Here is a 13,231-nt window from a genome sequence, read left to right on the forward strand (position 1 = left end):
AAAAATGACTATATAAAAAAATAATCACTAATAATATAGTGAGTGATATTTTCCAGCTTTTAAAAATTATACAGTTAGCAATAAACTCAATTTTCTGGGAATCTAATTTAAGAATCGGAAAATTTAATTATTCATCAATTGACCAATCTAATTAGACAATCCATTTACTCATGTTTTGAATTATTCTTTTTCAATTACCCTGGAACTGTTGTTTTTCAGAATCCTTTTTTTCATATTTTCCCAATATTGATCCACGTTAGAATCATAAATTTCATGATCATCCTCCCAACCATAGATTTTTTTTATGATGGCAATGGCCTTCATTTTTGTGAGGATACAGCTTACTTCACCAACCGATATAATAAAAGGAACTATTTTCTTTCCCTGCTTAATGATTTCCTTCGCTTCCTTAGAACCAAGTGAAGGATTAGTTGTTGCTTTGTTAAGCACTCTCCTCATATCTATATTTGATCCCAAATTTGGATCCCAAAGACCCAAATATTGCTGCCATAAATATTGATAGTATACATTTTCGTTAGAAAATGACAATTTAACTGCAATCAAACTCAAAATTGCGATTATTACTATTGATTTCATACTTATTGTTTTCTGTCGCAACAACAATATCTTTTTGTTTTTTTATCATCAATTATCAAAGGCGTTCCACCAAGATCTTGCATACACTTATTATAAAAGGCATTTGTATGAACCTGCGGGTCTTTAATTTCTGAAACTATTCCTAGGCTCCCTACAGCTGCAGACCAGTTTCCATTAGGATCTTGACGAACTACATGATAACTATCAGGATCATCTGCATTAGGTTCGAAACCATATAGCATAACAGCGTGCTCATTTTCTAAACAGTTGCCATCAGGCACTTCACGACAATCTTGAGCTAATTCTTTAACAGCTTGATCATAGGTAGTACCAATTGGCTTTTGACAACCTATTGCATGAGCCAGACAATTGGGGGGAATCTCTTCTGGATAATCGTCATAAAACTCTTGCGACATCAATGCAGCTGGATGAGCTTTGTATTGACCGCTACCTTGAAATTTACTAAGGCAATCATTAATCATTTTTTCAAATTGTTTTGTTTGCCTCTTTGTTTCCTCATCGTATTCGTACATTCCTAAAAGATCGAATCTAAATATTGCGTGATTTTTCATAAACGCATAACTATTTTGAGTATACATCTCTCCTAAAATATCACGCGATAACCATCTCCCATCCTTCGGATTATAATATCTAAAATTGTACTGCACAAGCCCGGTTTCCTCATCGAAATACTCGCTGGAGAAGCGGAAGGGATTGATTTCTGCCGCATTGCCTTCCATCTTGAGAACATTCCCATACGGGCCGTATTCGTACAAAGCTCGCCGGCCCGCCTTGATGCCGAAGAGCGCTGTCGTGTTCTTCAACGCGTCATGCGTGTAATAAAGATCTTCCACACAGGCGCCCGTTTCATCAAAGACGCTCATCGCCAGGACGCGAGTGGCTACCGGTTCCAGGGGATCCCACAGGTACGTTTTACGCAGGACGGGTTCAGCGGATTCCGAAGCGTCCGCAGCATCCAGTTCCGCGATTTGCAGGTAACCCTGGTAGATAAACCGTTTCCCTGACATGAGCGCTTCCCCTTCATAGACGGATTTTTCTACCCTCCTGTTCAGATAATCGTAAACGCACTCAATACGCCTGTCCCCCTGCGTGAAGCTGACCGCCTGATTCAACGCGTTGTAGGCGGCTTCCCATTCTCCCGTGGACGTCTGAATTTTCGTCTGGTTGCCGTCGGCGTCATAGGTGGGAACAAAGGGCGGCTCCGTACCCTCGGTGATATCCGTGTATTGATTAAGCCGGTTGGCAACGTATGTGGCGGGAAGGGAATCCGTTCCCTCCCGGGAGGTTGTGCGGTTGCCGATGTTATCGTAGGCGTAACTGTATATGCCGCCCCGGCTCATCGCGTCGCTCACAAGTTCATTCCTGTCATTGTAGGCGTAGGCGTGGGTGAGGTCGGGCGCGGACGTGTTGAAATAGTCTTTCTTCGTGACGGGACGCCCCAGCACATCGTAAGAGTAGTCGGTTTTGGCCGGGTAGTTGGCGCTGCCGGGGCGCAGGTAGTCAATATTCACCGGGAGGTCGCGCTTTTCTTCCAGAGTGCGCCGCCATTTCAACGTGTTGGGGTAATCAAGAGTGTCCAGCAGGCCGCTTTCCGCATTGTAGCCGTAGGTGAAGGGCTTCGCGACGGCGTTCAGCGAGACGGTGGAAAGCCTTCCGGAGGCGTCATGCCCCCATGCCGTCTGCAAGGCGGCGGCGCCCGCATAGTCCAGGCAGTAGCCCGAGGGCCTCCCCACTCCGTCACGGCGGAGGGTCAAGACGCTTGCCGCAAGGCCAGCCGTCGTTTCCGTTTCCTGTTCGTTATACTGATTGTACGTGAACGTGCGCGTTCCGGAAGCGTCTTCAATTTGCGTCAGCTGCCCCAGATGATTGTAGCGGCTGCTGATGGAGGGGGTAAAACCGTCGTCATTAAAGGTAATGGAGGTAAGCTCCCCGGTAAGGGGGGCGTAGGAGCGGGAGGCAACGGTTCCCCGCGCGTCCGTCGTAGCGGAAACGCGGTTGAGCGCATCATAAGCGGTATCCACATGGGTGGCATTGGCATAGGTCTTGCGGACAACCAGCCCCGTAGCGACATCGTACGTCCAGGTGGTGATGTCCCCATCCGTCCGGAGGCGGGGATCAGTAGTGATGACATCCCCGGGATCACGGAAGGTGGAAAGGCTCACTATATGGCCGGCGGCGTCATAAGCATATACGGCGGGCTGTATGGCCGTCCCCCATTCGGCTTCCTTGCGGCCCCGGATATCATAAACGGAACAGGCTGTTTTACCAAGGGCATTGGTAACGCAGGTAGGCAGATCAAAGGGCTGGGCATAAGCGTAGGTGGTCGTGTTGCCCGCGGCATCCGTGCCGGAAATGATGCGGCCGGCGATGTCGCAGACGGCGGTAAAAACGTTACCGCGCACATCTGTGTCCGCATAGGTGATGCCCGTTTCCGTATAAGTGCGCTGCCGGCGGGCGGTCGCGCCGTCAAAGCCCGTAACCGCCGTCGTGAATCCGTCCACGACGCGCGTGAGGGCAACGCTCCCGACGCCGGGCACGGTTTTCTTCTGCAGACGGACAGAACCGCCGCCATACTCCGTCCACTCCACGGTATCCTGGCCGCGGGGATCCGTCATGACAGTTTTGCCGGCAAGAACAGAACTCAGAGCAGAGAGCAAGGACGCCTGCTTTTGAAGAACGGGAGTACCTGAAGAAGTATAACTTGTTATGGAAACAAGTCTGTAGATGCCGTCTTCACGGCTCTCGGCCACATAAGCGTAGTCAGTAATGCGGGAGTTCAGGATGGTCGGTTCATCCTCCAGGGCGACGATTGCCCTTGTCCTGTTCCCAAAGGCATCATAGGCATAGAGTGTCGGCGCCATGTCCGCCAGCTGTTCCCTGATAAGGCGCCCCTTGTCATCGTATGCAAGAGTGCGCACGTTTTCCCTATTCAGGGTATTGGCGGCAGCAATCCGTACAAGCTCGCCAAAGCCGTTGACGGTGGAGCTTCCCGTCACGACGCGGGGCTCTCCCCCCTCCCCGCCCGGCACAGCCTCCGTCGTGCGGATCCCTTCCGCCGTGGCCTCAACGGTATAAAGGATATCCTGCTGCCCGGTGCCGTAACGCCGCACTACTGTTCCGGAAGGGCTTTTCCGGGTGATGAGCGTAGCGCCGGCGGGCGTGGTAACAGTTTCTACCAAGCCATCCCCGCTATAAGAGCGGACGGTGGTGCGCCCCAGAATATCGGTTTCTCTTATCAGGCGCCCCAGCAAATCGTATTCCCGGCTTTCCACCGTCGTCATTGGGCCTGCATCCCTGCGCAGGGAGGTAATTTTACCGAGGGCATCACGGGTATAGCTCGTGATGGTTTCCGGAGTGATCATGGTTTCCCCGTCCGTAACGGCTGAACGGATGGTTTCCACCAGCTGGCGGGCCGTATTGTAGGAATAGGAAGTGGTCACTCCATTTTCATCCCTTTCCCACAACGGGCCGCAGCAGGTCATCATGCGCTCGGAAACGCGCCCATTGGCGCGGGTGCGCTTTACCCAACGGTTCTCAACGTCATATTCATAAGAAGACGCGTCCGTCATGGACCAGGCGCCATCGGCCAGCCGGGCGTATTGCTCATAACGCATGTTATTGCCCTGGCCGGAGACGTAAGTAACCTTCCGCGAGCTCAGGCCGGGGACGCTCTCTCCCGCTATCCGCGTTTCCGCGGTCACTTTGTAAAGGGCTCCGTACTGGTCCGTCTCTTCATAAAAATAATGCGTCTGAATGCCGTCCATGCCCTGTTTCATCTTCAGGCGTCCGCGGGCATAAACATTGGGAGCCGTGCCGAGCCAGGATTCCTTCACTTCCAGACGCACGTTTTCTTCCCCCAATGCGGTGGTGCGTTTTTCCACGCGCCGCACATGATTTTCCTCAACGTAGGTGTAATCCGCGCGCCAAAGTTCCGCCGCAGTGGCTGTCAACGTCACCCATTGGGTGAGGATATCCGGATCCGCCTGCGTCTGGTCCCGATACGTGGTGTAAGTGACCTTATCGCCGGCTTCCGCCCAGGGGACGCTGGACACGATTTCACGGCCGAAACGGTCGTATGCCCACGTCTTGACACTTCCGTCAGGAGCAGTTTCCTTCGCGATTTTTCCCATGCCGGTGTACTCGTAAGTCGTTTCCCGGGCGTAGTCCGTTCCGTAGCCTTCAATACGGCTGGTGCACAAATTGCCATTGCGGGTGACGGCATAAGTCTCACAGACGCGGGAGATGGGAGCGCCGTTTTCCCCCCGCTGGATGGTGGTGATGAGTTTCCATGTGCCGGACGAAACGATCTGCTTTTCTTTCAGAGTGAATATGGCGTCTTCTCCTTCCCCCTGCGCCATGTTCCATGCTCCGTCGGCTCCCTGCCAGTAGCGGGTGGTGTAGGGCGCGCGCCCGGCGGTCTGTTCGGTAACGGAGAGTCTGCCCGCAGCCGCGTCCCCGGTAATTGTGAAGGTTTTAAAGGGGTCGCCCGTGACGGAATAAAGGCCGGTGGAACTGTTTTTCCCTCCCACCTGTTCGGGGAGATAGAGGGCGATGCGGTAACCGGACTCCGTGACATTTTCGATGTTGGCGAGCCCGTCCCACAGGTTCCATATCTGCCGGATGCTTCCATCCGAAGCCCGCACAATATCCAGCTTTCCGTCAAATTCTTCTCTTGTGTAAGCCGCGCCGTTTTTAGCGGTGTAGCCGGTGGCGTATTTCAAGGAAGAGGCCGAACCTGCGGTATAGTTAACGGTATTGCCCGCGTTTGAACGGATACTGAGGCAGAATTCTCCCGCCCTTGCCGAAGAAGTGGAGCTCCTCCCGAACCACGCCGAGCCCCCGCGCTTGGCGGATCCTGCAATGGGGGCCACGCTGTCCCCCCTGCTGCCGTCTCCATCCGCGTAACAGTAGTAGTTAATGGCAGTTCCGCCGCTCCTGATTTGGAAAGCGGTATTCGCCCCGATGCCCGATGATGGCGCCGAGATGATTTCACGAGTCATCGGATGCCAGTAATGAAGCGCACGTGGGGACCAGAGCTCAGCCGAGAATGTGTATCCTACCATTTCCAGCAATCCCTGAGGCAGCCCCGTCATGCCCCGGAAAGAGCCGAAATTGGTACGCCAGATCATTTCCGTCTTGAGCGTCCGGGCAACCACGCGCCTGCCGGCGGCCGACGAACCGTAAAGGGTGGAGGAAGAGCGCGCGCCGCGCGCCGAAGAGCTGCTGCTGCCGCCCTCATTGTTTTCACAGGTGCAGGGATCCTCATCTTCACCGTTATCCCCTTCTCCGTTGTCTTCCTCCGGACAGGGAGAACTGGAACTGCTCTGGGAGCCATTGCCGCCAGCAGCCTCCTCCCCGCATTCACACGGCACGTCTTCCCCCTCATCTTCCGTACTTACGGGTTCCGGATAACCTTCATCCGGCTGATAGGAGGATGAAGAGGTTCCATCCGAAACCATGACTTCAATGGAATAATTAAGGATGGCGAGATTAGTCCATTCAGGAGGAACAGCCACGTTCTCATAAGTCATGTGCACGCGGTGCGGTCCCGGTTCAATGGGGAAGCTCAAGCTTTTTTCCCTATAAGACCCTCCATGGTATTTGCCCTCCCCAGGAATGAAAATTCCCTCGCCGTCAACAGTAAGAGAGCCGTTATCATCCACCCCCAGCATCAGACGGCACTCCGCCGTTTCCCCCGGGCCGAGCGGATCAACGACAATCCCCCAGTCCCAGCTGCCGCTGAACGCCCCGGCCTCCTTGTTAAACGGGACCGGCACACCTCCTGACGCTGTTAGGGAATTATCAGACAGAGAATTCGCATGACGCTGAACCTGTTGATCTTTCATAAAATCCAGATAATTGACGATTGAGGGACGAACATCAAAGAAGACAACGCTTCTCTATATTCACTGTTCTTATGTATCTCGGAAAACGGAACAGAGCAATGATTCATTTTTGAATAATTGTTACTAATTACAATAAATTATTATCAATCAATATTCTTTTAAAATATATATTTATTTCCAACAACCGGAGGGAATAACCATGTTTTTCCGCGCTGCCTGACATCCCCCGCATCCACTGCCGGCCAAATGGCCATGTGGACGGGCTGAACAACTTCCCCGGCCCCCGTTAAGACAAACTCCGGCAGCTCTATCTGCATCATCCCTTCAACGAAAGGGTCTCCCGTCTGGTCGTCCAGATAAGGCCGGTGTGGGCACTTTCTTTACGCCGTCCCAATTCTCAACCCGGAAATAAACCAATGAATAATACGACTCAACCAGGGGCCGCTCCAACAGGCCCCGCAGCAACAAGTAACGCTCCGGCGGTAAAATCCGTCCTCCGCATGGGAGTATTTACGCTCGCCATGATCAACGTTTCCGCCATTGTCAGCCTGCGCGGCATGCCTGCGGAAAGCACTTACGGACTAAGTTCCGTTTTTTATTACATTTTCGCTGCGGTTTTCTTTCTGGTGCCGGTTTCCCTGGTGGCCGCGGAACTTACTACCGGATGGCCTCAAAAAGGCGGCGTTTACCGCTGGGTAGGCGAGGCTTTCGGAAAGAAATGGGGGTTCCTGGCCATCTGGCTGCAATGGATTGAAAGCACCATCTGGTTCCCTACCGTTCTGACATTCGCCGCCGTTTCCCTGGCTTTCATGGGGCCCGGGCAAAGATGGGATGAAGCTCTTGCCGCCAATAAATGGTACGTTCTCATCGTGGTGCTGTGCGTGTACTGGGCGGCAACTCTGCTTAACCTGCGCGGCATGAAGACTTCCGCAGGCGTCACCAAATGGGGAACCATCATCGGAACCATTGTTCCCGGAGCCATCCTGATCCTCCTGGGCCTGGGCTATTGGGCCGGAGGCAATCCGATCCTGCTGGATATGAGCTGGGACAAGCTGGTGCCGGACATGAGCAATTTCAACAACCTCGTTCTGGCTGCCAGCATCTTCCTGTTTTACGCGGGGATGGAAATGTCCGCCGTTCATGTGAAGGATGTAGATAATCCCGGACGCAATTATCCGCTGGCCATTCTGATTTCCGCCATCATTACGGTGCTTATTTTCGTTCTGGGCACGCTGGCCATCGGCTTCATCATTCCCAATTCCCAGATTAATCTGGTGCAGAGCCTGCTGATTACTTATGACAGCTACTTCAGCTTCTTCGGCCTCGGCTGGATGAACTGGATTCTGGCGCTTGCGCTGGCCGTAGGCGTTCTGGCCCAGGTGACCGCATGGGTGGGAGGCCCTTCAAAAGGCCTGTACCAGGTGGGCCTGGCCGGCAACCTTCCGCCCGTCATGCAGAAGCGGAACAAGAATAACGTCCAGATGGGCATCCTGCTTATTCAGGGGGGAATCGTCACCCTGCTCTCCATCATGTTTGTGATCATGCCTTCCGTGCAATCCGCCTACCAGATTATTTCCCAGTTGACCATCATTCTGTACCTCATCATGTACATGCTGATGTTCGCGTCCGGCATTTACCTGCGCTACCGGGAACCGAATACGCCCCGCACCTTCCGCATTCCCGGGGGCAGAACCTTCGGCATGTGGGTTGTCGGGGGCCTCGGCCTTCTGGCCAGCCTGGCGGCTTTCCTAGTGAGCTTCATCCCGCCGAATCAAATTACCGTAGGCAGCAGTACCATGTACATTCTCCTTCTGGTGGCGGGCACCTTCATTTTCGCGGGTATTCCCTTCATCATCCATGCCATGGCCAAACCCTCCTGGAAACGGCCGGTGGATCCCGAAGACGCCTTTGAACCCTTCGGATGGGAAAAAAACAATGATTCCCATTCCACCGCAACCCCTAGCCACACCATATCCCATGAGTAACATTCCTTCCAATGAGCAAATCCGGACGGCCCTGGATAACGCGTACGCCTACGCCAAAACCGTCCAGGGAGGCAAAAACGCCTCGTACATTCCCGCCCTGGCCCAGGTGCCTTCCGACCTGCTGGCGATTGCCGTGGTCACCGTCAACGGAGACCTGCTGACCGCAGGCTCCGCGGACACGCCCTTTGCCATTGAATCCATCTCCAAGGCATTCAACCTGGCTTATGTCATGGATTTGATCGGCATGAAGCAGCTGCGCGCGAAGATCGGAGCGGACCCCACCGGGGAACCCTTCAACTCCGTGATGGCGGTTGAGCTGCACGGCGGCAAGCCCCTCAACCCCCTGGTCAACGCAGGGGCTATGGCGACGGTCAGCCTGGTCAACGGTTCGGATTCCGATGAAATATGGGGAAACATGATCCATAATTTCAATAACTTCGCCAACACGGCCCTGACCGTGAACCAGGAGATTTACAAGTCGGAAAGCGCTACCAACCAGCACAACCGCGGCATCGCCTGGCTGCTGGACAGCTACGGCTATTTTTACAATACGCCGCCCATGATTGTGGATTTGTACACCCGCATGTGTTCCCTGAACATCACCGCGTCCCAGCTGGCCCTGATGGGCGCCTGCTACGCCAACGGCGGGATCAATCCCGTCAGCAAGAAGCGTGTGGTAAAGGAGGAAAATGTTCCCCCCATTCTGGCGGAAATGTGCATGTCCGGCCTCTATGATTCCACAGGGGACTGGATGTACAATGCAGGCCTTCCGGCCAAGTCCGGCGTGGGAGGCGGCCTGGTGGCCGTAGCTCCCGGCAAGCTGGCTATGGCGGCCTTTTCGCCTCCCCTGGATCCCGCAGGGAATACCGTCAAGGGGCAGGCAGCTCTTCAATCCATGATCAGGGAATTGAATCTCAACCTTTTCCGGAGCTGATCCGGGATGAGAAGGTAAACCCGCGGAGCCAAAATCCGAAAGGATTCCCGCGGGTTTACTGTACCCTGGCCAGGAAAAACGCTCCGAGGCAGCCCGCATCAGCTCCTGTTTGAAAAATTGCACAGCTGCATGGCTACGCCGTCTGCCATAACCCGGAAGCCGTGCTTCTCATAAAAAGAGGCGTTTCTGCTCTCCTCCGGCATGATTTCAAGATACAGGTAGTCCCTGTATTTTTCCTTAACCATTTCCACCATTTTTCCAGCAATCCCCCTGCCCTGATAGGCGGGATGCACCAGAACATAATGCATGTAGGCAACCATCTCGCTGTCGTCCAGCACCCGCACCAGCCCTGCCAGGCGGTCGCCATCCCAGGCCGTCACAACAGTGGACGAATTCATGAGCGCTTTATACAGACGCCCCGGATATTGTCCGGAAATCCAGCCAACGGACAGAAACAATTCTTGAACATCTTCCCTGGAAAATTTCTTTTCTTCCGTAAAAACAATCATTTTCTTCTTTAATTGATTATTGATGATCCGCCTGTACTGTCGCGGCCACATCACCGCCTGAGTGGAAAACGCCTTTCCCCCGGCCGGATGAACACCTTGTTTCAAGGTTTTATCTGCTCCTGCCGGCGCAGTCAACACCGTCTGTCCGAGGACTTTGCCCATTCCAAAACATGGCGGAGCTTATGATAAGAACGCGCGCGCCGGGAACAAGACCCTCCCTTTTCCCAGTCAGCAACTCGTTCGCTCCTGCCTCCATCCTCTTCCGGAGGGAAGAAGAGCCGCACTCAGAACACACATCTTCTATCAGGGAAACGGCATTTTTCCTGGAATCGATTCCCCCAAAGCGGAAAAACTCCGGTCCAGGATTCATAACATCGCGAAAAACCTTTCTCCGTCATCTGTTTAAGGGCTTGTCACCACGTTACTTTTCCCTAGAATCCCTCCGGTATGCCTGATGCCCTCCAAAATGCCTTTTTCCAGGCCGGTGACGCTCTCACGTCCTGGCTATCCGCTTTCAGCAGCTTCCTGTGGGGCTGGCCCCTGCTCATCATGTTGCTGGGCACGCACCTGTACCTCACCGTCATCCTGCGGTTTCCGCAGCGTTATCTGCTTAAGGCCCTGAAATTGTATTTTGTGAAAGATCATACGGACAAGGGGGATATCTCCCCGTTCAGTTCCCTGATGGTGGCCCTGGCCGCCAACATCGGAGCCGGTAATATCATCGGCGTGGGCGTGGCGATTGCCGCCGGAGGCCCCGGAGCCGTTTTCTGGTGCTGGCTGACGGGAGTTCTGGGAATGGCAACCCGTTATTCGGAAGGATTGCTCGCCATCAAATACCGGGTGGAGAACAAGGACGGCAATATGAGCGGAGGCCCCATGTTCGTGCTGGAACGCGGACTGAACAGCAAATGGCTGGGTACGGCCTTCGCCGTCTTCACGGCCATTGCCGCCTTCGGCATCGGAAACCTGACGCAGGGGAACGCAGCTGCGGAACAGCTCCACCATGCCTTTTCCATTCCTTCCTGGGGCACAGCCATTGTACTGACGGCGTTGACGGCGCTGGTGATGCTGGGAGGCATCCGGGGCATTGCCAGGGTATGCGCTTTCTTCGTGCCGTTCATGGCCGTCATCTACATCCTGGGATGCCTGTATATTCTGACCGTACAGGCGGAGTACATTCTTCCTGCCGTCCGGTATATTCTGGATTGCGCCTTTACGGGAGAAGCCGCCGTCGGGGGCGCGGCAGGGGCGGCCGTCATGGCTGCCATGAGAACCGGTGTGGCCCGGGGCCTCTTTTCCAATGAGGCCGGCCTGGGGTCCGCAGCCATCGCCTCCGCCGCCGCACAGAACCGCAACCCCGTCAGGCAGGCGCTCATCTCTTCCAGCGGCCCCTTCTGGGATACCGTCATCATCTGCGCCCTGACAGGAATTGTCCTGACCACCAGCATCATCGCGCATCCGGATATTTCCTGCACGGACGGCCCCAGGCTTACTACGCTGGCATTCAGCAAAATTCCTTACCTAGGCTCCCCTCTGCTCACGCTCAGCCTAGTTACTTTTGTAGTTTCCACCATTCTGGGCTGGTCCTACTTTGGAGAAAAAGCGCTGGAATACCTGGGCGGCATCCGGCTGATCACGCCTTACCGCGTCATCTGGGTGGCGGCGGTTTTCATCGGCTGCGTCTCTAAAATAGAACTGGTATGGATTTTTGCAGACTGCGCCAACGGCCTGATGGCCCTGCCCAACCTCATTTCCCTGCTGGCACTTTCCGGCGTGCTTGTCCAGCAAACGCGGCACTACCTCTGGCAACACAGGCTGGACGATTACGACGAATCCCACATACCGGAAGGAAAATAACGATTTTTTTAACTCGGATTCAAATAATTCTTGCCTTTCGGCCTCCGGTAGTATTTACTTCGCCGCGCAGTCCCTGCAAACCTAAAAGTCGCGTTCGTCTAGCGGTCTAGGACTCCCGCCTTTCACGCGGGCAACACGGGTTCGAGTCCCGTACGCGATGCCAGCTTTACCGCCGCGGCAGTTACGATGATTCCGCTTTTCCCTTTTTCAGGAAAGCATATCGGAAAAACGTAATGGCTGCGGTTTTCTTTTGGCCCGGTTTCCCGGATTCAGGAAAGCGCGGCAAAGGCGCCGGAAGCGGCCCTCCTTCTTTTAAATGCCGGAATTGTCTTACATTTCCCGGATTTGGCTTTCAGAAAGCCCTGCCATCTTTTAAAATTCTTTACACGCAAACGCCATGGATTACACACCTCTCATTGAAAAACGCCGCCAGCGCCTGGAAGAATTGGAAACAGTCATTGCCGAACCGGCCTTTTTCAATGACCAGAAAAAGGCCTCGGAAATCATGAGAGAACACCGCCGCCTGAAGGAACTCATGGAAACATGGGATTCCCTGAACGCCACGGAACAACAGCTGGCGGACAATCAGGAACTGGCCAAGACGGACGATCCGGAACTGGCGGAACTGGCCTCCCTGGAGATTCCGGAACTGGAAGCCGCCCTGGAAAAACTGCGCAGCGACGTGCAGTACAGCCTGCTTCCCCGCGACACGACGGAAGACCGGGACGCCATTATTGAAATCCGCGCCGGAACGGGCGGGGATGAAGCATCCCTGTTTGCCGGAGACCTGCTGCGGATGTACCAGCGTTTTGCGGAAGAACGCGGCTGGCGCTTTGAGCATCTGGAAAGCAGCCCGTCAGACGTGGGGGGCTTCAAGGAAGTCGTCTGCCGCATTGCCGGGGAAGAAGTGTTCCGCTTCCTGAAATATGAAGGTGGCGTACACCGTGTGCAGCGCGTTCCCGCTACGGAAACCCAAGGACGCATCCATACCTCCACCGCCACCGTGGCCGTCATGCCGGAAGCGGAGGAAGTGGACATAGAAATCCGCCCGGAAGATCTCCGCATCGAAGTATGCCGTTCCGGCGGAGCCGGGGGCCAGCATGTGAACAAAACGGAATCCGCCGTTCAGATATGGCACCTGCCCACGGGAGTTTATGTCCGGTGCGAGGAAGAACGCAGCCAGATGAAAAACCGGGAAAAAGGCATGAAAATCCTGCGCGCCAAGCTCTTTGAAGCCAAAAAACGGGAAGAGGCGGAAAAATATTCCGCCGCGCGCCGCAGCCTCATCGGCTCCGGCGGCCGTGAAGAAAAAATACGCACATACAATTTCCCGCAGAACCGTCTGACAGACCACCGCATCGGCTACACCTCCCACAATCTGGACGGTATCCTGATGGGGCAGCTGGAAGACCTGATTATGGCCCTCCAGCACGCGGAAATGCAGGAACGCCTGGCGGAGGCCGGAATGTCCTAACCCCTTTT

7 protein-coding genes and 1 tRNA gene are annotated in these 13,231 nt (G+C 54.4%); 5 read left to right on the forward strand and 3 right to left on the reverse strand.

Annotated features, from left to right (window positions below; genetic code table 11):
* Positions 1-180: 180 nt before the first annotated feature.
* Positions 181-597 (reverse strand): hypothetical protein, encoded by a 417-nt coding sequence (locus tag CI070_RS13095; RefSeq protein ID WP_143245564.1) that lies wholly within the window; start codon positions 595-597, stop codon positions 181-183.
* Between the two features lie 2 nt (positions 598-599).
* Complete coding sequence (locus tag CI070_RS06845) at positions 600-6,395, reverse strand: RHS repeat domain-containing protein (RefSeq protein WP_256943534.1); 5,796 nt, start codon at positions 6,393-6,395, stop codon at positions 600-602.
* 485 nt (positions 6,396-6,880) lie between these two features.
* Between CI070_RS06845 and gadC the strand changes: the two genes are divergently transcribed.
* The gene (gene gadC, locus CI070_RS06850; protein ID WP_179218349.1) at positions 6,881-8,449 is read left to right on the forward strand and encodes a putative glutamine/gamma-aminobutyrate antiporter GadC; all 1,569 of its coding nucleotides are present in this window, start codon (positions 6,881-6,883) and stop codon (positions 8,447-8,449) included.
* Entirely contained in the window at positions 8,442-9,383 is a 942-nt protein-coding gene (gene glsA, locus CI070_RS06855) for a glutaminase A (RefSeq protein WP_094136020.1), read from the forward strand. Before gadC ends, glsA begins: the two co-directional genes overlap by 8 nt.
* A 98-nt stretch (positions 9,384-9,481) precedes the next feature.
* On the opposite strand, the gene CI070_RS06860 is transcribed toward glsA, so the two are convergent.
* Positions 9,482-9,892, reverse strand: a complete 411-nt coding sequence (locus CI070_RS06860; protein WP_094136081.1) for a GNAT family N-acetyltransferase — start codon at positions 9,890-9,892, stop codon at positions 9,482-9,484.
* A 447-nt stretch (positions 9,893-10,339) separates the two neighbouring features.
* On the opposite strand from CI070_RS06860, the gene CI070_RS06865 reads away from it, so the two are divergent.
* The 3 genes from CI070_RS06865 to prfA all read left to right on the forward strand — a co-directional run bounded on the left by CI070_RS06865 (position 10,340) and on the right by prfA (position 13,223).
* Entirely contained in the window at positions 10,340-11,749 is a 1,410-nt protein-coding gene (locus CI070_RS06865) for an alanine/glycine:cation symporter family protein (protein WP_094136021.1), read from the forward strand.
* Positions 11,750-11,836: 87 nt separating this feature from the next.
* Positions 11,837-11,912 (forward strand) — tRNA-Glu (locus CI070_RS06870).
* Between the two features lie 234 nt (positions 11,913-12,146).
* Entirely contained in the window at positions 12,147-13,223 is a 1,077-nt protein-coding gene (prfA, locus tag CI070_RS06875; protein WP_094136022.1) for a peptide chain release factor 1, read from the forward strand.
* The last annotated feature ends 8 nt before the right edge of the window (positions 13,224-13,231 follow it).

This window comes from Akkermansia muciniphila, from assembly GCF_900184965.1.
GTDB lineage: Bacteria > Verrucomicrobiota > Verrucomicrobiia > Verrucomicrobiales > Akkermansiaceae > Akkermansia > Akkermansia muciniphila_A.

What these genes read in the sequence shown, in the direction of transcription:
- CI070_RS13095 (WP_143245564.1), bottom strand. Translation starts at nt 597, where the DNA reads ATGAAATCAATAGTAATAATCGCAATTTTGAGTTTGATTGCAGTTAAA.
- gadC (WP_179218349.1), top strand. Translation starts at nt 6,881, where the DNA reads ATGAATAATACGACTCAACCAGGGGCCGCTCCAACAGGCCCCGCAGCA.
- glsA (WP_094136020.1), top strand. Translation starts at nt 8,442, where the DNA reads ATGAGTAACATTCCTTCCAATGAGCAAATCCGGACGGCCCTGGATAAC.
- CI070_RS06860 (WP_094136081.1), bottom strand. Translation starts at nt 9,892, where the DNA reads ATGATTGTTTTTACGGAAGAAAAGAAATTTTCCAGGGAAGATGTTCAA.
- CI070_RS06865 (WP_094136021.1), top strand. Translation starts at nt 10,340, where the DNA reads ATGCCTGATGCCCTCCAAAATGCCTTTTTCCAGGCCGGTGACGCTCTC.
- prfA (WP_094136022.1), top strand. Translation starts at nt 12,147, where the DNA reads ATGGATTACACACCTCTCATTGAAAAACGCCGCCAGCGCCTGGAAGAA.